The sequence below is a fragment of the Pseudomonas sp. 5Vm1k genome, assembly GCF_056161485.1.
Window position 1 is genome coordinate 93,344 of the sequence record NZ_JBSPCZ010000009.1, and the last position, 19,521, is coordinate 112,864.

Annotated in this window: 19 protein-coding genes; 10 read left to right on the forward strand and 9 right to left on the reverse strand. The window is 60.2% G+C overall.

The features are described 5' to 3' along the window. The first annotated feature begins 17 nt into the window (after nt 1-17). The 8 genes from rodA (at nt 18) to ACWIKB_RS18845 (ending at nt 7,649) form a co-directional block, all read left to right on the forward strand. On the forward strand, nt 18-1,121 hold the full coding sequence (rodA, locus tag ACWIKB_RS18810; protein ID WP_054052418.1) for a rod shape-determining protein RodA: 1,104 nt from the start codon (nt 18-20) through the stop codon (nt 1,119-1,121). Nucleotides 1,122-1,138: 17 nt separating this feature from the next. Further along, complete coding sequence (gene mltB / locus ACWIKB_RS18815) at nt 1,139-2,146, forward strand: lytic murein transglycosylase B (RefSeq protein WP_213942238.1); 1,008 nt, start codon at nt 1,139-1,141, stop codon at nt 2,144-2,146. Then, nucleotides 2,146-3,156 (forward strand): septal ring lytic transglycosylase RlpA family protein, encoded by a 1,011-nt coding sequence (locus ACWIKB_RS18820; RefSeq protein ID WP_475268760.1) that lies wholly within the window; start codon nt 2,146-2,148, stop codon nt 3,154-3,156. The genes mltB and ACWIKB_RS18820 overlap by 1 nt, the downstream gene beginning before the upstream one ends. 181 nt (nt 3,157-3,337) lie before the next feature. Continuing rightward, complete coding sequence (locus ACWIKB_RS18825; protein WP_475268761.1) at nt 3,338-4,495, forward strand: D-alanyl-D-alanine carboxypeptidase family protein; 1,158 nt, start codon at nt 3,338-3,340, stop codon at nt 4,493-4,495. An 80-nt stretch (nt 4,496-4,575) separates the two neighbouring features. After that, nucleotides 4,576-4,851: a DUF493 domain-containing protein gene (locus tag ACWIKB_RS18830; RefSeq protein WP_054052426.1), complete on the forward strand. Its 276-nt coding sequence runs from the start codon at nt 4,576-4,578 to the stop codon at nt 4,849-4,851. Further along, nucleotides 4,851-5,498 carry a lipoyl(octanoyl) transferase LipB gene (gene lipB, locus ACWIKB_RS18835; RefSeq protein ID WP_169372926.1) on the forward strand — a complete coding sequence of 216 codons (648 nt, stop codon included), beginning with the start codon at nt 4,851-4,853 and terminating at the stop codon, nt 5,496-5,498. The genes ACWIKB_RS18830 and lipB overlap by 1 nt, the downstream gene beginning before the upstream one ends. Before the next feature lies 1 nt (nt 5,499). Further along, nucleotides 5,500-6,525, forward strand: coding sequence for a lipoyl synthase (lipA, locus tag ACWIKB_RS18840; RefSeq protein WP_475268763.1), 1,026 nt, complete (start codon nt 5,500-5,502; stop codon nt 6,523-6,525). 173 nt (nt 6,526-6,698) lie between these two features. Beyond that, the gene (locus ACWIKB_RS18845; RefSeq protein WP_475268764.1) at nt 6,699-7,649 is read left to right on the forward strand and encodes a S66 peptidase family protein; all 951 of its coding nucleotides are present in this window, start codon (nt 6,699-6,701) and stop codon (nt 7,647-7,649) included. Between the two features lie 111 nt (nt 7,650-7,760). Here the strand turns inward: ACWIKB_RS18845 and ACWIKB_RS18850 are convergent, their stop codons facing one another. The 5 genes from ACWIKB_RS18850 to leuS form a co-directional block, all read right to left on the reverse strand. Continuing rightward, complete coding sequence (locus tag ACWIKB_RS18850; protein ID WP_475268766.1) at nt 7,761-9,083, reverse strand: lytic murein transglycosylase; 1,323 nt, start codon at nt 9,081-9,083, stop codon at nt 7,761-7,763. Between the two features lie 61 nt (nt 9,084-9,144). Then, nucleotides 9,145-9,309 carry an alternative ribosome rescue factor ArfA gene (arfA, locus tag ACWIKB_RS18855; RefSeq protein ID WP_054052436.1) on the reverse strand — a complete coding sequence of 55 codons (165 nt, stop codon included), beginning with the start codon at nt 9,307-9,309 and terminating at the stop codon, nt 9,145-9,147. Nucleotides 9,310-9,508: 199 nt separating this feature from the next. Further along, nucleotides 9,509-10,546 carry a DNA polymerase III subunit delta gene (holA, locus tag ACWIKB_RS18860; protein WP_475268940.1) on the reverse strand — a complete coding sequence of 346 codons (1,038 nt, stop codon included), beginning with the start codon at nt 10,544-10,546 and terminating at the stop codon, nt 9,509-9,511. 39 nt (nt 10,547-10,585) lie between these two features. Then, the gene (locus ACWIKB_RS18865; protein WP_475268768.1) at nt 10,586-11,191 is read right to left on the reverse strand and encodes an LPS-assembly lipoprotein LptE; all 606 of its coding nucleotides are present in this window, start codon (nt 11,189-11,191) and stop codon (nt 10,586-10,588) included. A gap of 87 nt (nt 11,192-11,278) precedes the next feature. Then, on the reverse strand, nt 11,279-13,885 hold the full coding sequence (gene leuS / locus ACWIKB_RS18870; protein ID WP_475268770.1) for a leucine--tRNA ligase: 2,607 nt from the start codon (nt 13,883-13,885) through the stop codon (nt 11,279-11,281). 281 nt (nt 13,886-14,166) lie between these two features. On the opposite strand from leuS, the gene ACWIKB_RS18875 reads away from it, so the two are divergent. Next, nucleotides 14,167-14,487 carry a hypothetical protein gene (locus ACWIKB_RS18875; protein ID WP_201198146.1) on the forward strand — a complete coding sequence of 107 codons (321 nt, stop codon included), beginning with the start codon at nt 14,167-14,169 and terminating at the stop codon, nt 14,485-14,487. Between the two features lie 106 nt (nt 14,488-14,593). After that, nucleotides 14,594-15,373, forward strand: coding sequence for a YdcF family protein (locus ACWIKB_RS18880; RefSeq protein ID WP_475268773.1), 780 nt, complete (start codon nt 14,594-14,596; stop codon nt 15,371-15,373). An 83-nt stretch (nt 15,374-15,456) separates the two neighbouring features. On the opposite strand, the gene lnt is transcribed toward ACWIKB_RS18880, so the two are convergent. From lnt to ACWIKB_RS18900, 4 genes are read right to left on the reverse strand one after another with little or no spacing between them, the layout of a single operon-like run. After that, a complete protein-coding gene (lnt, locus tag ACWIKB_RS18885) occupies nt 15,457-16,980 on the reverse strand; it encodes an apolipoprotein N-acyltransferase (protein ID WP_475268775.1) in 1,524 nt (507 codons plus the stop codon). A 15-nt stretch (nt 16,981-16,995) separates the two neighbouring features. Next, entirely contained in the window at nt 16,996-17,835 is an 840-nt protein-coding gene (locus tag ACWIKB_RS18890) for an HlyC/CorC family transporter (protein ID WP_027924283.1), read from the reverse strand. Between the two features lie 5 nt (nt 17,836-17,840). Then, nucleotides 17,841-18,335, reverse strand: coding sequence for an rRNA maturation RNase YbeY (gene ybeY, locus ACWIKB_RS18895; protein WP_475268776.1), 495 nt, complete (start codon nt 18,333-18,335; stop codon nt 17,841-17,843). Beyond that, complete coding sequence (locus ACWIKB_RS18900; protein ID WP_475268777.1) at nt 18,328-19,332, reverse strand: PhoH family protein; 1,005 nt, start codon at nt 19,330-19,332, stop codon at nt 18,328-18,330. The genes ybeY and ACWIKB_RS18900 overlap by 8 nt, the downstream gene beginning before the upstream one ends. Between the last annotated feature and the right edge of the window lie 189 nt (nt 19,333-19,521).

Sequence of the window (19,521 nt, forward strand, 5' to 3'; positions counted from 1 at the left end):
TCTCCAGTGAGGACGTGATGCGTCGCCGTGCGACGCTGCTGCAACGTATGCACATTGATGGCCCGCTGTTGATCCTGCTGCTGACCCTCGCCGCCGGCAGCCTGTTCGTGCTGTATTCGGCCAGTGGCAAGAGCTGGGACCTGCTGGCCAAGCAAGCCACTTCATTCGGTATCGGCCTGGTGTCGATGATCGTCATCGCCCAGTTCGAACCGCGTTTCATGGCCCGTTGGGTGCCGATCGGTTATGTGCTCGGCGTGCTGTTGCTGGTGGTGGTGGACGTCATGGGCCACAACGCCATGGGCGCCACGCGCTGGATCAACATTCCCGGGGTGATCCGCTTCCAGCCCTCGGAATTCATGAAGATCCTGATGCCGGCGACCATCGCCTGGTACTTGTCCAAACGTACATTGCCGCCGCAGCTCAAGCATGTGGGTGTCAGCCTGTTCCTGATCGGCTTGCCGTTTATCCTGATCGTGCGTCAGCCCGACCTCGGCACTTCGCTGCTGATCCTTGCGGGCGGTGCGTTCGTGCTGTTCATGGGTGGCCTGCGCTGGCGCTGGATCCTCAGCGTGATCGCCGCGGCAGTGCCGGTGGCGGTGGCGATGTGGTTCTTCATCATGCACGACTACCAGAAGCAGCGAATCCTGACCTTCCTCGACCCGGAAAGCGATCCGTTGGGCACTGGCTGGAACATCATTCAGTCCAAGGCAGCCATCGGTTCCGGCGGCGTATTCGGCAAAGGCTGGTTGCTGGGCACCCAGTCGCACCTGGACTTCCTGCCGGAAAGCCACACCGACTTCATTATTGCGGTACTGGGCGAAGAATTCGGCCTGGTGGGCATTTGCGCATTGCTGTTGATTTACCTGTTGCTGATCGGTCGCGGGCTGGTGATTACCGCCCAGGCGCAGACATTGTTCGGCAAATTGCTCGCGGGCAGCCTGACCATGACGTTTTTTGTTTACGTTTTCGTCAACATCGGTATGGTCAGTGGCCTGTTGCCGGTTGTGGGGGTGCCGTTGCCGTTCATTAGCTACGGAGGAACTTCGCTGGTGACGCTGCTGTCAGCGTTTGGGGTTTTGATGTCGATCCATACCCATCGTAAGTGGATCGCACAGGTTTGAATAAGGTGAAGATTTCAATGCAAGTAATGCATGGCTGGGCGACTCGATACGCGCCGTGGGTCGGCCTGGTAGGCATCCTTGGTACCGCTGAAACGCGGGCCGGCGATTACGAAGGCTCACCCCAGGTGGCCGAATTCGTCGGTGAAATGACCCGCGACTACGGTTTTGCCGGTGAACAGCTGATGGGCGTGTTCCGCGAAGCCGAGCGCAAACAGGCGATTCTGGATGCAATCTCCAAACCGGCCGAGCGGGTCAAACAGTGGAATGAATATCGCCCGATGTTCATCACCGACGCGCGTATTGCCCGTGGTGTGGACTTCTGGCGTCAGCACGAGGCCGTACTGGCGCGTGCCGAGCAGGAATACGGTGTGCCGGCCCAGGTGATTGTCTCGATCATCGGCGTTGAAACCTTTTTCGGCCGTAATACCGGTAATTACCGGGTGATCGACGCGTTGTCGACCCTGGGTTTCGACTATCCTCCCCGTGCCGAGTTTTTCCGCAAGGAATTGCGTGAATTCCTGCTGCTGGCCAGGGAAGAGCAGGTCGATCCGTTGACTCTCAAAGGCTCCTACGCCGGTGCCATGGGCTTGCCGCAGTTCATGCCGAGCAGCTTTCGCGCCTATGCGGTGGACTTCGACGGTGACGGCCACATTAATATCTGGACCAATCCGGACGATGCCATCGGCAGCGTCGCCAGTTATTTCAAGCGTCACGGTTGGGTCGCCGGCGAACCTGTGGTCAGTCGCGCCGATGTGCGTGGCGATCAGGTGGACGACGGTTTGACCACCGGCATCGAGCCGACGAAAACCGTCGGGGAGTTGCGGGCGTTGGGGTGGTCGAGTCATGATGCGCTGCGCGATGATATGCCGGTCACCGCTTTCCGCCTGGAAGGTGACAATGGCCCCGAGTACTGGATGGGTCTGAAGAATTTTTACGCGATCACGCGTTATAACCGCAGCGTGATGTACGCCATGGCCGTACATCAACTGTCTGAACAGCTGGTCCAAGCACGGGGCGTCAAGTAATGCGGGCATTGCCTATGAGTAAACCCCTGAAGCTGATGGCATTCGCCGCGTTGGCGGTGCTGGTCGCCAGTTGTTCGACCAGCCGCGCGCCGACGCAGAAGACCAACACCGCCGTGCGCGCTACGCCGGGGCTGGACATCAACCGCGCCCACAAAGACGGTGCGCCGTGGTGGGATGTCGACGTCTCGCGTATCCCGGATGCCACGCCGACCCTGCACAGCGGCCCTTATAAAGCCAACCCGTACACCGTGCTGGGCAAGACCTACTTCCCGCTGCAAGACTCCAAGACGTACGTCGCCTCGGGCACGGCGTCGTGGTATGGCACCAAGTTCCACGGTCAGAACACCGCCAATGGCGAGGTGTATGACCTGTATGGCATGAGTGCCGCACACAAGACTTTACCGCTGCCGAGTTACGTTCGGGTGACCAACCTGGACAACAACAAGAGCGTGGTCCTGCGGGTCAACGACCGTGGGCCGTTCTACTCTGATCGCATCATCGACTTGTCCTATGCCGCCGCCAAGAAGCTCGGCTATGCCGAAATTGGCACGGCGCGGGTCAAGGTCGAAGGTATCGATCCGCAACAGTGGTGGGCCGCCAAAGGCCGTCCGGCGCCTTTGATGCTCAATGAGCCGCAAGTAGCGCAAAATGCCGCGCCGACCATTACCGCTTCGGCGGGCACGGTCGAGCAATGGACGCCACCGCCGCAGCAACATGCCACGGACACTGTGCCTGTGCAGGTGGCCGCAAAAAAAAACGCTTCTGTACCAGCCTCTGGCCAGTATCTGCAGGTGGGCGCGTTCGCCAACCCGGACGCTGCAGAACTCCTGAGATCGAAGCTCAGCGGGATGGTGAGCGCTCCGGTGTTCATCAGCTCGATCGTGCGCAACCAACAGACACTGCATCGGGTGCGCCTGGGGCCGATCGGTTCGCAGGGTGAAATCCAGCAAGTGCAGAACAGCGTGCGTATGGCCAATCTCGGTTCGCCGAGCCTGGTCACCGCCGAGTAACACGCAGTACTTGATTGAGGGTTCGCTTGCGGTTTGGGGGGCGGACCTGGTTGTTGGCTCGTTAAGAACAAAAGCCCGGCAAGGGTTACTGAGTTTGCAACTGAACACGCGATGGCCCCTTAGAAAGCCATCTGATTAGTTTTGCCTTCGGGCAGTTTCCATTAGCGATTTCGAGAGACGGATGAACATCACCACCTTTGCCAAACGCCTGTGCCTGTTAGTCCCGCTGTTCGTCACGCCTGCCGCTTTTGCGGTAGAAATGATGCCGTCGCCACCACAACTGGCCGCCAAATCCTACGTGCTCATGGATGCCAGCAGCGGCAACGTGCTGGTCGAGAACAACGGTGACCAGCGTCTGCCACCTGCCAGCCTGACCAAACTGATGACCGCGTACATTGCGACGCTGGAAATCCGTCGTGGCCAGATCGGCGAAAACGACCCGGTGACCGTCAGCGAAAACGCCTGGCGTACCGGCGGTTCGCGGATGTTCATCAAGGTTGGCTCGCAGGTAACGGTCAGCGACCTGCTGCACGGCATCATCATTCAGTCGGGTAACGACGCCAGTGTTGCGCTCTCCGAGCACATCGCCGGTAGCGAAGACGCGTTCGCCGACATGATGAACAAGACGGCCGGCGACCTGGGCATGTCCAACAGCCACTTCATGAACCCGACCGGTCTGCCGAACCCGGAGCACTACTCGTCGGCTCACGACATGTCGCTGCTGGCTCGCGCAATCATCCACGAAGACCCGGCTCACTATGCGATCTACTCGCAGAAAGAGTTCTTCTGGAACGGCATCAAGCAGCCTAACCGCAACCTGCTGCTGTGGCGCGACAAGACCGTTGACGGTCTGAAAACCGGTCACACCGACGAAGCCGGCTACTGCATGGTGTCTTCGGCTGTACGTGATGGCATGCGCCTGATCGCCGTGGTGTTCGGCACCAACAGCGAAGTGGCTCGCGCCTCCGAAACCCAGAAACTGCTGACCTACGGTTTCCGCTTCTTCGAAACCCAGACCTTCTATCAGAAAGGCGCCGAGCTGGCTCAGGCTCCTGTCTGGAAAGGCACCACCAATCAAGTCAAGGCCGGCCTGGCTGAAGACTTGACCATGACCCTGCCAAAAGGCCAGCTGAAAAAGCTCGCCGCCAGCATGACCATGAACCCGCAACTGGTTGCGCCAATCGCCAAGGGCGACGTGATCGGTAAAGTCGAAGTGAAACTGGACGACAAGGTAGTGCACAGCGCTGACCTGATCGCTCTGGACGCGGTCGACGAGGGTGGTATCTTCCGTCGCATGTGGGATAGCATCCGTCTATTCTTCTACGGCTTGTTCAACTGAATTAGTGTGGACCTGCATGGCTCCGTTCCAACCCGGGACGGGGCCATGTCCGTTGCCACGGCTTACGAGGCCGTTACGCCATGACAGACACTGAAGTAAAGGCGCCAAAGATCGAATTCCCCGCCAATGATTACCCGATCAAAGTGATCGGCGACACCATTGTCGACATCAAGCAAAAGATCATCGACATCGTCAAGAAACACGCGACGATCAACGATGAGAAGGTGGACGAACGCCAGAGCAGCAACGGCAAGTACACCACCATCCAGTTGCACATCATCGCCACCGGTCAAGACCAGCTGTACGACATCAATAGCGAGTTGCGGGCTACCGGTTTCGTGCACATGGTGCTGTGATGTCTGGCACGCTGGGCTTTCGTGAGCTTGGCCAGATGGCTTACGAGCCGGTCTGGCATGCCATGCAGCGCTTCACCAATGAGCGCGGCACTGACGCCGCGGACGAGATCTGGCTGGTGGAACACCCACCGGTGTTCACCCAGGGCCAGGCCGGCAAGGCCGAGCACCTGTTACTTCCCGGAGATATTCCGGTGGTGCAGGTCGATCGCGGCGGCCAGGTGACTTACCATGGTCCCGGCCAATTGGTGGCCTACCTGTTGCTGGATGTGCGCAAACTGGGTTTCGGCGTGCGTGACCTGGTCACCCGCATGGAACACTGCCTGATCGAGTTGCTGGCCAGCTATGGCGTCACCGCCGCAGCCAAGCCAGACGCACCAGGTGTCTACGTCGATGGGGCGAAAATCGCTTCACTGGGCCTGCGGATCCGCCATGGTTGTTCCTTTCATGGCCTGGCCCTGAACGTGGACATGAACCTGGAACCGTTTCGACGGATTAATCCCTGCGGCTACGCCGGGCTGGCGATGACCCAGCTGAGCGATCACGCAGGATCGATTGAATTTGCCGAGGTAAGTGCCCGGCTGCGCGCGCAGCTCGTCAAACACCTCGACTATGCTGAGCAGACGACCCTTACGGGCGGAATCGACTGATATGACTACTGATGCAGTGCAAACCATGATCCCGACGCTGGATGTTACCGAGCGCCCGGCCCCGCGTGCCAAGGTTGAAGCCGGCGTCAAGCTGCGCGGCGCCGAGAAGGTTGCACGCATCCCGGTAAAGATCATTCCGACCACCGAACTGCCGAAGAAACCCGACTGGATCCGCGTGCGCATTCCGGTATCCCCGGAAGTCGACCGCATCAAGGCCCTGCTGCGCAAACACAAGCTGCACAGCGTCTGCGAAGAAGCGTCCTGCCCGAACCTGGGCGAGTGCTTCTCCGGCGGCACCGCGACCTTCATGATCATGGGCGACATCTGCACCCGTCGTTGCCCGTTCTGCGACGTCGGCCACGGTCGTCCGAAACCACTGGACGTCAACGAGCCGCAAAGCCTGGCCATCGCCATCGCCGACCTCAAGCTCAAGTACGTGGTAATCACCTCGGTGGATCGCGATGATCTGCGTGACGGCGGTGCCCAGCACTTTGCCGACTGCATCCGCGAGATCCGCAAGCTGTCGCCCAACGTGCAGCTCGAAACCCTGGTCCCGGATTACCGTGGGCGTATGGACGTGGCGCTGGAAATCACCGCCGCCGAGCCACCGGATGTGTTCAACCACAACCTGGAAACCGTGCCGCGCCTGTACAAGGCTGCGCGTCCGGGTTCGGATTACCAGTGGTCGCTGACCCTGCTGCAACGCTTCAAGCAGATGATGCCGCACATTCCAACCAAATCCGGCCTGATGCTGGGCTTGGGCGAAACCGACGAAGAAGTCATCGAAGTCATGAAGCGCATGCGTGAACACGACATCGACATGCTGACCTTGGGCCAGTACCTGCAACCGTCCCGCAGCCACTTGCCGGTGCAGCGTTTCGTGCACCCGGACGTGTTCGCCTGGTTTGCCGAGGAAGGTTACAAGATGGGCTTCAAAAACGTCGCTTCCGGCCCGTTGGTGCGTTCCTCGTACCATGCCGATGAGCAGGCGAAGCTGGTTAAAGCCGAGCTTATAGCGGCCCTGTAACGAGCTGATGAAAGACAAATCGCCCGCACGGCTTCACAGCCTGCGGGCGTTTTTTTGTCTTGCCCACATCCACGGCGGTCTTTTCCCGCAACGCGCGGCGCGATTGGCCCTCTTCTGTTTATGCCCGTTCCTGACTACTGTGTGCTGAAGTTTTCATGCAGGGAGATTCATGGATGACCGTTCGACCGACACACACTCTTTTTCCCCATGCGCCAGTTCCGGCCTTGCCGTCGGAAGGACTGATCGGCGTGATTGCGCCCGCCGGCCCCGCAGCGCTGGACACCGACAAGGCCGTGCAATGGATGCGCGCCCGAGGCTATTCGCTGCGGGTGTTCCCTGGCGTTTACGAGCAGGACGGTTACCTCGCCGGCAACGACGACGTGCGGCTCAATGACCTGCACGGGGCATTCGCCGACACTGAAGTCGACGCGATCATCTGTCTGCGTGGTGGTTACGGTACGCCGCGGTTGCTGGATCGCCTCGACTTCGACTTGTTGCGTTCAAATGCCAAGCCCTTTATTGGCTACAGCGACATCACGGCACTGCATCTGGCGATCAGCCGTTATGCAGGCTTCGTGACCTTTCATGGTCCGCTGCTCAACGCTGACCTGCTGGGTGACAAGCAGAAGCCGACTGAGTCGTCGTTCTTCAACATGCTGCGTGGGCAGATGAAGGCGGGCAGTGTGCTGACGCACCCGGTTGCCTTCCCGTTGAACACAATCGAACCTGGCATCGCTCACGGGCGCTTGCTGGGGGGCAATCTGTCGATGATTGCCGCAACCATGGGCACGCCTTACGAAATCGATGCCGAAGGGGTGATCCTGTTCATTGAGGACATCAACGAGCCGCTTTATCGCATCGACCGGCTGCTGACCCATCTGCGCCTGGCCGGCACGCTGGGCAAGCTGCGCGGAGTTCTGGTGGGGGATGTGGCGGGGGTGGACGCTGCAGCGTTGGCGAAGTTGCTCAAGCAAACCTTCGAACCGTTGCGGATTCCGGTGCTGGCTGGGTGGCGCAGCGGGCATTGTGATCCGAACCTGACGCTGCCGATGGGGGCGTTGGTCAAGCTGGATGCGGGGAACAAGGTGTTGGTGTTGGAGCAGGATGTGGTGGTTAAGGCTTAGAGGTTTATCGTCTGACAGTCAGTCTTCGCGAGCAAGCCCGCTCCCACAGAGGGTGCATTCCAAATGTGGGAGCGGGCTTGCTCGCGAAGGGGACACCAGCCATACGGCTATCTATCGGTTGCGCAACCCTTCCAGCAACTTGTGCGTCGGATACCCATCCGCCGGCCAGCCAAACGACTGCTGTGCGCTGCGGATCGCCTTGCGGGTGTTGGCGCCGATGATGCCGTCGGCAGTGCCCGCGTCGTAGTTCTGGGTGCTCAGCAGGTTTTGCAGCTCGATCCGCTCGCTGCGGCTCAATGGCAAATCATCTTTCGGCCAGGCACCGTTGATCAGGCCGGCACCGTTGAAGCGCTCGGACAACAGGCTGACCGCCAGCGCGTAGGACGACGAGTTGTTGTACTTGAGAATCGCGCGGAAATTGTCGAGGACCAGGAATGCCGGGCCGCGATAACCGGCCGGCAGCAGCAGGGCGGCTGACAGGTGTTCGGCGCCTGCCGGAACCTGGGTGCCGTTGGGCAGTGAGACACCCAATTGCAGCCATTCAGCGACGCTCTTGCGAATCGTGCCATCGGCCAGAACGTAGTTGAAACTGCCCGGCAGCTGCACTTCGAAGCCCCACGGCTGGCCTTTCTGCCAGCCTGAGCTTTGCAGGTAGTGCGCGGTCGAGGCCAGGGCATCGGCGGGGCTGCCCCAGATATCACGGCGACCATCGCCATCGAAATCCACGGCGTGGGTGTTGTAGGTGGTCGGAATGAACTGGGTCTGGCCCATGGCGCCGGCCCAGGAGCCGAGCATTTTCTCCGGCGTGATATCGCCCTGTTGCAGGATCTGCAGGGCGGCGATCAGTTGCGCATGGGCAAAGCCCGGACGGCGGCCTTCGTATGCCAGGGTTGCCAGGGAGTTGATCACCGATTTGGTGCCCTGGAACTGCCCGAAGTTACTTTCCATGCCCCACACCGCAACGAGTGCCTGACGGTCGACGCCGTAGCGCTGCTCGATACTTTGCAGGATGTCGGCGTACTGGCTGACCAGTGCCTGACCTTTGCGCACCCGCAGCGGCGACAGGGCACCGTCGAGGTATTCCCACACCGGGCGGGAAAACTCTGGCTGGCTACGGTCGGCGCGGATCACGCTGTCGTCAAAGCTGACATTGGCGAAGGCGCGGTCGAACAGGTCGGCGCGAATGCCGGCGGCGAGGGCGTCCTTGCGAAAACCGGCCTGCCATTCAGCGAAGGTCTGGGTCGGCTGGATATCCAGGTTTTCACCGGTCGGCACCACGGGCGGAATCACCGCAGGCGCAGTTGCGACGGGGAGGGTTTGGAGCGGTTGGGCGTCGGCGGCGGTCGGTTTTTCCGCGCAGGCGACAAGCAATATGAGGCTGGAGGCAGCAATCAGTTGGCGAAGGTGCCAACGACGGGAAAGACGAAGGGGCATGCACAGGTCCAGAGAATACGAATCAGGAGCAGACCTTAACATGTAGAAGGGGTGTTCTGCTTTAAGCGGCCAGAAAGTAAGAAGCCTCCCAGCTATTAGACTGGAAGGCTTCGCGGCGGTAGCTGCCTTTGCCTTTGCCGGCTCGTTCCGTACGGCTGCGGAACAGTGGCTGGGCGATGATGGATTTGGCCTTGTTGGGGCCATGCTTGGATGGCTTTTTGCTCATGATGGTCTCTCACAGGTAGGTGGGTTTTGCGGGGGAAATAATCTGCTGAAGTTGGGGTTCTGTCTAGAGGGGAGATTTAGATTTGATTTGTAGGACGCAAGGTCAAGAGATCGCAGCCTCGTTTCACTCGACAGCTCCTACAGCGGACGCATTCCAAGGTAGGAGCTGTCGAGTGAAACGAGGCTGCGATCCCTTGATCTTATTCAGCCGGCAACGACAATCTCTGCCCGGCCATCAACAACGACAACCGACTCAAACTCATCCACGGCGAACCCGCCGCCTGGCCTTTGATCTGGGCATCAATGCGCTGCGCTTCCAGCAACAACTGCGCCCAGCGTTGCGCCGGGTAGCGTTGCAGGGCTTTGCTCATCAGCGGTTTGCGTTTGTCCCAGACCGGTGGTCGTGCCGAACTGAAGGCTTTGTCCAGTGGCACACCCTGGCTGTATTGCAGCGACAGGTTGGCCAGCAGGCGCAACTCACGGGCCAGGGCCCAGAGAATCACCGGCGGTTCGACGCCCTCGCCACGCAACCCTTCAAGCATGCGCAAGGCATGGGCCGCTTCGCCGTTGAGGATCACGTCGGTCAGGCCGAACACGTCAAAACGCGCACTGTCGGCAACCGCAGCCTGCACGGTTTCGACGGTAATCTGGCCACCTTCGGCCATCAGCTTGAGCTTTTCGATTTCCTGGGCGGCGGCCAACAGGTTGCCTTCGACCCGTGCGGCGATCAGTTCGACCGCGTCCTGGCTGGCAGACAGCCCTGCCTGAGACAAGCGCTGACGAATCCAGCTCGGCAGCTGGTTGGCTTCCACCGGCCAGATCTGCACGAACTGGGTCTGCGCACCTTCGACCAGCGCCTTGCCCCATTTGGTCTTCTGCGCAGCGCCATCGAGCTTGGGCAGGCTGATCAGCAGCACGGTGTCTTCGGCCGGGCGCGAGCAGTATTCGATGAACGCGGCGGCGCCTTTGTCACCGGGCTTGCCGGACGGCAGGCGCAGTTCCAGAAGACGCTTTTCGGCGAACAGCGACATGCTGGCACCGGCCTGCAGCAGCGTTCCCCAGTCGAAACTGGCGTCGGCAGCAAAGACCTGGCGTTCATCGAAACCTTGCTGACGGGCAGCGGCGCGGATGGCGTCGGCGGCTTCCTGACACAGCAGTGGGTCGTCGCCACTGATGATGTAGACGGGCGCGAGGCCACCTTGCAGGTGTTTGGCGAGTTGGGCGGGGGCGAGTTTCATAAGAGAGGGCAAACGGGGCGCCTGAGCGCCCCGTAAGTCTTACTGCTGCGGGATTTCGACAGGCGACTGGCGCGGTGTTTCCGCTTCAGCCTTCTGCGCCGCGTTCAGTGCATCGGCTTCAGCCTTGGCACGGGCACTTGCGGTCTGTTGCAACTGATCCAGCTGAGCCGGCGTGATCTGTTGCAGACGCAGAATCATGCGCTGAACCAGCTCGCGACGGGTTTCCACTCGGGCCGTTGTGGCTTCCTGATCGGAACCCACCAGGTTGTTGCCGTCGTGGATGAAGATTTTCTGCACTTCGAGCTTGTCGCTCATCAGCGCCAGGTCGTGCTCGCCACGGATGTCGTAGTTCAGCACGGTGGTCACTTGATACTCACCCGTACGACCGGCACCGGCGTAGCTGAGGATGCGCTGGCTTTCCTGCTCATCGGTCAGAATCAGCTTGTACGGTGCACCGGTGTAAACCTTGACGCCGCTGCTTTGCAGGACCTGACGCAGTTGTGTCACGGTTTCGCCATAGGCGTTGCGGGCGCTCACGTCGAGTTCCTTGATCGCCAGTTCAGTGGTGCCGGTACCGCGCAGCTGGAAACCGCAGGCGCTCAACAGGACTGCGAGGCCCATCACCAGCAGATTGCGTTTGATCATCTTGTTGCTCCCCTTGAAACCATGTGGGCCGACCGTGCGGCCCGAAAGGTTTAACTCGGCGCCAGGCTCACCTGGCGCCTGATCCAATTAGCTGGCGACGATATTGACCAGTTTCCCGGGCACTACGATCACTTTACGAATAGTCAGGCCGTCGACGAAACGCAGCACGTTTTCATTGGCCCGTGCGGCAGCTTCGACTTCTTCGCGAGTGGCGCTGGCCGGCATTTCAATGTGGCCGCGCAGCTTGCCATTCACTTGAATGACCAACTGAAGGCTGTCTTGCACCAGAGCGCTCTCGTCCAGCACCGGCCAGCCTGCGTCGATCACCGGGTCTGCGTGACCCAGTTGATTCCACAGCTCGTGGCTGATGTGCGGAGTGATCGGTGCCAGCAGCAGGACCACGGTTTCCAGACCTTCGTGAACCAGTGCGCGATCCTGTGCGGTGCCTTGCGGGGCTTTTTCCAGCACGTTCATCAGCGTCATCACCTGGGCGATGGCGGTGTTGAATTTGTGGTTCTGGCCGACGTCGTGGCTGGCTTGCTTGATGGCCTGGTGGATCGAACGGCGAATGACTTTCTGCTCGTCGTTCAGGCTGGCGACGTCCAGTTTGCCCGGCAGGCCCTGAGTGACGTGGGCTTGAGCCAGACGCCAGACGCGCTTGAGGAAGCGGTGCGAACCTTCTACGCCGGAGTCGGACCATTCCGCGCTCATGTCGGGTGGCGAGGCGAACATCATGAACAGGCGGCAGGTGTCTGCGCCGAACTGGTCAATCATCGACTGCGGGTCAACGCCGTTGTTCTTGGACTTGGCCATCTTCTCGGTGCCGCCGATTTCCACCGGCAGGCCGTCGGCGATCAGCTTGGCGCTAATAACCTTGGCTTTGCTGTCACGCTCGAGTTCGACGTCCGCCGGGTTGAACCAGGTGTAGGCACCATTGGCTTCGCGACGATAGTAAGTTTCGGCGATCACCATGCCCTGGGTCAGCAGGTTCTTGAACGGTTCGTTGGAGCTCACCAGGCCTTCATCACGCATCAGCTTGTGGAAGAAGCGCGCGTACAGCAGGTGAAGAATCGCGTGTTCGATGCCGCCGATGTACTGATCAACCGGCAACCAATGATCAGCCGCGGATTTTTCCACCAGGCCGCCTTCATAGTGCGGCGAGGCGTAGCGGGCGTAGTACCACGAGGACTCGACGAAGGTGTCCATGGTGTCGGTTTCACGCTTGGCAGGCTGGCCGCATTTCGGGCAGCTGCACTCGTAGAACTCAGGCATGCGCGCCAATGGCGAACCGGCGCCATCCGGCACCACGTCTTCCGGCAGCACGACCGGCAGTTGAGCTTCCGGGACAGGGACATCACCGCAGGTGTCGCAGTGGATGATCGGGATCGGGCAGCCCCAGTAGCGCTGGCGGCTGATGCCCCAGTCGCGCAGGCGGAACTGGGTGCGCGAGGCACCAAGGTTTTTCTTGATCAGCGCGACTTCCATCGCGTCGAAGGCGCCTTCGAAGTCGAGGCCGTCGAACTCGCCGGAATTGATCAGCGTGCCGTGTTCGCCGTAGGCGTCCTGCCATGGCGCGGGATTAGTGTCGCCGGAGCTGGTGCGCACCACCGATTTGATCGGCAGGTTGTACTTGGTGGCAAACTCGAAATCACGTTCGTCGTGAGCCGGAACCGCCATCACCGCGCCGTCGCCGTAGTGCATCAGCACATAGTTGGCGACCCACACCGGGAGTTTCTCACCGGTCAGCGGGTGCTCGACGAACAGTGAAGTCGGCAGGCCTTTTTTCTCTTGGGTGGCGACGTCGGCTTCGGCGACGCTGCCGCCTTTGCATTCAGCAATGAACGCTTGCAGCTCAGGGTTGTTCTGCGCGGCCAGGGCGGCCAGATGGTGTTCAGCGGCCACGGCAACGTAGGTCGCGCCCATCAGGGTGTCCGGACGGGTGGTGAAGACTTTCAGTACGCCGCTTTCGCCGATGGAGTCGACGTTGTACGGGAACTGCACTTCCATGCCCCGGGACTTACCGATCCAGTTGCGCTGCATGGTCTTGACCTGTTCAGGCCAGCCCGGCAGATCGTCGAGGCTCGACAGCAGCTCATCCGCGTAAGCGGTGATCTTGAAGTAGTACATCGGGATTTCGCGCTTTTCGATCAGCGCGCCGGAGCGCCAGCCGCGACCGTCGATCACCTGTTCGTTGGCCAGGACGGTCTGGTCGACCGGGTCCCAGTTCACGGTGCCGTTCTTGCGGTAGATCACGCCTTTTTCGAACAGGCGAGTGAACAGCCATTGTTCCCAGCGGTAGTAATCAGGCTTGCAGGTAGTCACCTCGCGGGACCAGTCCACCGCCAAGCCCAGGCTGCGCAGCTGGGTTTTCATGTAGGCGATGTTTTCGTAGGTCCACTTGGCGGGCGCTACGTTGTTCTTCATCGCGGCGTTTTCCGCCGGCATGCCGAAGGCGTCCCAACCCATGGGTTGCAGGACGTTCTTGCCTTGCATGCGCTGGTAGCGGGAGATCACGTCGCCGATGGTGTAGTTGCGCACGTGCCCCATGTGTAGCTTGCCGCTGGGGTAAGGGAACATCGACAGGCAGTAGAAAGTCTCCTTGCCTGGCTGTTCACTGACTTCAAAGGACTTTTGCTCGTCCCAGAACGACTGGGCGGCGGCTTCGATTTCACGGGGCTGATATTGTTCGTGCATGGCTACTTTTGAACTGAATAGGGGTGGCCTAATCCTCTTCAATGCAACGCCGGACGGTGATCACGCCTAATTGGCGTTTCGGTGTCCAGGCGAGCTGGAAGTGGAGTTACAGGAAGCGCCGTAGCATACATGACCGCACTCTATCGAGGGAAACCCTGATTACAGGCACAAGACCCCTTCAAACCGGCCGCGAGGGCCGTTGGTCGCAGCGTTCAGCCGGTTTGTTCATGGAAGCTAAGCTCCTAATTGGGGAGTGAGTCTTATCTTCAATGAGGTGAGGGATGGTTGAGTCACAACGTAAAGTTACAAAACCGGAGCTGTATGAGCGACTGATCGATCGTCTGGGGATGGCCCTGGACGCGGCAAAAACCGCCGGTCGGTTGCGTGATGAACGTCCCCTGGAGCTGGAGTTGCGTGGCCTGAGCCCCGCAGAGTTTGCATTGGTCAAGGCGTATCTGGATCGCAGTGAACGTGAAACCCACGGATGCTTGTCTGAAGCAGTGAAGCAACTCGACGCACCACGTTCGGCCAAGATCATCTGGCTCAAGGACAAAACACCCGGCAGGGACGCGGTAAAGGTCCGGTCTCTGCAATTCAAGTAAGGGCGCTTGAAGCCATGACATATGGTTTTTTGAAGCATAGTCCTTCCGCATTAGTTGTCGCATCGCGTCAACCCACTTAGGCTTCGGGCATCTCTGGAGATGCTCGATGCCTTTTCGTTATTTCGTAAAACAATTTCTGTTGCCTCCCGGCATTCTTTTGCTGCTGTTGGCGCTTGCCTGGTGGTTGCGCCGCTCAAGGCCGCGACTGGCCGGATTGTGCTTTGCGCTGGGGCTTGGCGGGTTCTGGTTGATGAGCCTGCCGGTGGTGGTGCAATGGGGCGCCAAGGCGCTGGAGCGGGAGCCGCCGCTGGCTCTTGATGAGTGGGCGACCCTGGGCCAGCGCGCCGACGCGATCGTCGTGCTGGGTTCCGGGCGCGAGCGCGGTGACCTGGCGTGGGGCGCTGATCAGCCGACCGGTGTCGGCCTGGAGCGTCAGCGCTACGCCGCGCGACTGGCCAAGGCCTCCGGCCTGCCGATCCTCACCAGTGGCGGCCTGCATTACGGCACGCCGCCGACGGAAGCCAAACTGATGGCGGACTCGTTGCTCGATGATTTCGGCGTGACGGTACGTTGGCAGGAAGGACGCAGCCGCACGACTTGGGAAAACGCGCAGTTCAGTGCTCAGGTGTTGCTGCCGGAAGGGGTTAAACGCGTAGTGGTGGTGACTCAGGCCTGGCACATGCCGCGGGCGGTCTGGAGTTTCAAACAGGCAGGGTTTGAAGTAGTGGCCGCGCCGGTTGGGTTTCTGGGCGTGGACAACGCTCGGCCGTTGGGCGGCTGGATGCCTGAGTTCAAATCGATCTGGCAGAGCGGGCAGTTGCTGAATGAGGCGGTGGGGCAGGTGGGGTATTCGGTGTTTTATCGGGGCGATGCGGGCGCGGATTGATGCGGCGCCTGGGATGCCGCCTGCGCGAGCAAGCCCGCTCCAACAGATGACCGAGTGTGGGAGCGGGCTTGCTCGCGAAGCTTTTAAACGGTTTTCGCCATCCGGCTGGCGATCAATGCCCAGCCAAACAACAACAGACACACAATGATCAGTGGCCACGAACGCCATTCCAGGTACGGCGTCAGGTTGTGCATCGGCACCACTTCGCCGTACAGAATCCCACGTTCGAACTGTGGAATCTGCGCTGTGATCTGCCCGAACGGGTTGATCAAACCGGTCACGCCATTGTTGGTGGCGCGGATCATCCAGCGGCCGGCCTCCAGCGCGCGCATCTGCGCCATCTGCAAATGTTGCAGCGGGCCGATGGATTTGCCGAACCAGGTGTCGTTGCTGATGGTCAGCAACAAGTCGCTACGGGCGGCCAGGCTGGCAGCGAATTCCGGGTAGACCACTTCATAGCAAATGAACGGGGCGATCTGATAACCCTTGGCTTGCAGCATGGCCTGATCGGCCGGGCCACGAGCGAAGTCCGACATCGGCAGATCGAAGAACGCAATCAACCCGCGCAACACATCCTGTAACGGAACGTACTCGCCGAACGGCACCAGCTTCTGCTTGAGGTAGGTGCCATCGCCTTCACCGACCACGGTGATGCCGTTGAAGAAACGTCGCTCGTGCCGCACTTCCTGGCGAATCGGTACGCCGGTAATCAGTGCGGTCTTACGCTCTGCGGCGAAGTTTCCCATCATGCTCAGGTAGCCCTCGGCGGACTCCTTGAGCACTGGCACTGCGGTTTCCGGCCAGATCAGCAGGTCGACACGCTTGGAGCTGAAACTCATGTCGCGGTAAAGCGCCAACTGAGCGTTGAGCTGCGCCGGGTCCCATTTCATGCTTTGTTCGATGTTGCCCTGAATTGCCGCGACGCTCAGCGCCGGGCCTGCCGGACTGGTCCAGGCATGCTCCTTGAGCGCGATGCCCGCCACCCAAGGACCAGCCAGCAACACCACGCCCGCGGCAATGAAACCCTTGCGGCCCGTGCGAATCAGGCGTGGAGCGTTCCAGATCAGCGCTGCCGTCAGGGCCAGGGCGAAGGAAATCAGCCACATCCCGCCAACCGGTGCGAGCCCGGCCAAAGGGCCGTTGAGCTGGCTGTAACCGGAGTAGAGCCACGGGAAGCCAGTGAGGAACCAGCCACGAAATGCTTCTTGACCAACCCACAGCGCTGCAAACGCCAGGGCATCGGCCAGCGGCGCTTCGTTGCGACGCAGCCAGCGCGCCCAAACCCAGGCGGGCAGGGCGAAGAACCAGGCAATCGCGGCGGTGAAGATCAGCATCAGGAAACCGGCCAGCAGCACCGAAGCGCCGCCGAAGTTGTGAATGCTGTAATAGATCCAACTGGTGCCGGCGCCGAACAGGCCAAAACCGAAGCACCAGCCACGGCCCAAGGCCTGGCGGGGGCTCAGTTCACGCAAACCGGCATAGAAGAACCCGACCGCCAGCAAAGCCAGCGGCCAGATATCGTACGGCGCCAACGCCAGGGTGGTGATTGCACCGGCCACCACGGCCAGCAGATTACCGGGCCAGCCGGGACGGGTCAGACGGTGCATTTCAATCCTTAGGAATTACCGGGCAATTGGAGTCAGGCGCAGCAAGTGAATCCGACGGCTGTCGGCATTCAAGATACGGAAGCGATACGGGCCGATTTCAGTGATTTCGTTGCGTTTTGGCAAGTGCCCGAACGCGCTCATCACCAGACCACCGACCGTGTCGAACTCGTCATCGGAGAACTCGCTGTCGAAGAACTCGTTGAAGTTCTCGATCGGCGTCAGGGCCTTGATCAGGAAGTCACCGCTGGGCAGCGGCTTGATGTAGCTGTCTTCTTCGACGTCATGCTCGTCTTCGATGTCGCCGACGATTTGTTCCAGTACGTCTTCGATGGTCACCAGACCGGCCACGCCGCCGTATTCGTCGATGACGATGGCCATGTGGTTATGGTTGGCGCGGAACTCGCGCAGCAGCACATTCAGGCGCTTGGACTCCGGCACGAAGGTGGCCGGGCGCAGCAGGTCCTTGATGTTGAAGCTGTCGCCGTTCTCCTTGAGGATCAACGGCAGCAAGTCCTTGGCCAGCAACACACCCATCACGTCATCGTGGCTTTCGCCGATCACCGGGTAGCGGGAGTGGGCCGAGTCGACCACGGCAGGCAGGAACTCGCGAGGTGTCTGGGTCGCCTTGATGCTGACCATTTGCGAGCGCGGGACCATGATGTCCCGTACTTGCAGGTCCGCAACCTGGATGGCGCCTTCGACGATGGCCAGCGCTTCGCTGTCCAGCAATTTGTTTTGGTGTGCGTCGCGCAGCAGCTCCAGCAGCTCCTGGCGGTTCTTCGGCTCGTGGGCAAAAGCCTGGGTGAGCTTACCCAGCCATGACTTCTGCCCGTTGCTCGATCGATCTTCGCTCATAGCGATTACTCTGAATCCTTTGTTGTAACGATGGGGGTTGTGTCTGTTTCGTCGTCCGCATAAGGGTCGGGATAGCCCAACTCGGCAAGCAACGTTCGTTCCAGTGCTTCCATTTCCTCGGCTTCCTCGTCATCTATATGGTCGTAACCAAGCAGATGCAAGCAACCGTGAATGACCAGATGCGCCCAGTGGGCCTTTAGTTCCTTGCCTTGTTCCGAAGCTTCGCGCTCAACCACCGCCACGCAGATCACCAGATCGCCGAGCAGGGGGATGTCGAGAAACTCATCTGGGACATCGGCCGGGAACGACAAAACGTTGGTGGCGTAGTCTTTCTGCCGCCAGGTGAAGTTGAGTTCGCGGGCTTCTTCTTCATCGACCAAGCGAATGGTCATTTCGGAGTCGGCAGTGCGCTGGCGCAGGGCCAGTTCGCACCATTGGCGGAATTCGGCTTCGCTTGGGGCTGGCGCTTCGGTGGCCAGTTGCAGGTCAAGCTCAAGCATCGTGGCGTTTATCCTTGGGCGTTTCATCGGCGACGCGATTTTCGAAGCGCTCATAGGCTTCGACAATGCGTTGCACCAGCGGATGGCGCACGACGTCCTTGGGCATGAAATGGGTGAAGCTGATGCCTGGCACGTCTTTGAGAACTTCGATCACATGGTGCAGCCCGGACTTGGTGCCTTTCGGCAGGTCGACCTGGGTGATGTCACCGGTGATTACGGCTGTAGAGCCAAAGCCGATCCGGGTCAGGAACATCTTCATCTGTTCGACGGTGGTGTTCTGGCTTTCGTCGAGGATGATGAAACTGTTGTTCAGCGTGCGACCGCGCATGTAGGCCAGTGGCGCAACTTCGATGACCTGGCGTTCGATCAGTTTGGCCACGTGTTCGAAGCCGAGCATTTCGTAGAGTGCGTCATACAGCGGGCGCAGATACGGGTCGATCTTCTGCGACAGGTCGCCGGGCAGGAAGCCGAGCTTTTCGCCCGCTTCAACCGCCGGGCGCACCAGCAGGATGCGGCGAATCTGCTCGCGTTCCAGCGCGTCTACCGCGCAGGCAACGGCCAGATAGGTCTTGCCGGTACCGGCCGGGCCGATACCGAAATTGATGTCGTTACCGAGGATTTCCTTCACATAGCGCAACTGATTCAAGCCGCGAGGGCGAATCATGCCTTTTTTGGTGCGCAGGGCGACGGAGGGCTCGTTCGGGGAGACGTTATCCAGCTCTTCGACGGCGGATTCCTGCAGGAACAGGTGAACCGTATCCGGCGACAGATCGGTACCTTTGGTTTCCCGGTACAGACGGCGAATCAGGTTTTCCGCGGAAGTGGTGTGCTTGGGTTCACCGATCAGTTCGAACTGGTTTCCGCGATTGCGGATCTCGATGGTCAGGCGCTGTTCGATCAAGCGCAGATGCTCGTCGAATTGCCCGCACAGATTGGCGAAGCGGCGAGCCTCAAAGGGCTCGAGGATGAAACGATGTGGTTCGATGGGTGCGTTCAAGGTCGTATTTAGCCGCCCTGGGGCAATTAAGATGAAATCAAGGATAACGCCAGAGGGCTGGGTGCGAAAGCTCTTAAATAAGATGCCGGACTTTGGTGCTTAACCTGTGGCGAGGGGGCTTGCCCCCGTTCGGCTGCGAAGCAGTCGCAAAATACTTGGGACCGCTTCGCGATCCAACGGGGGCAAGCC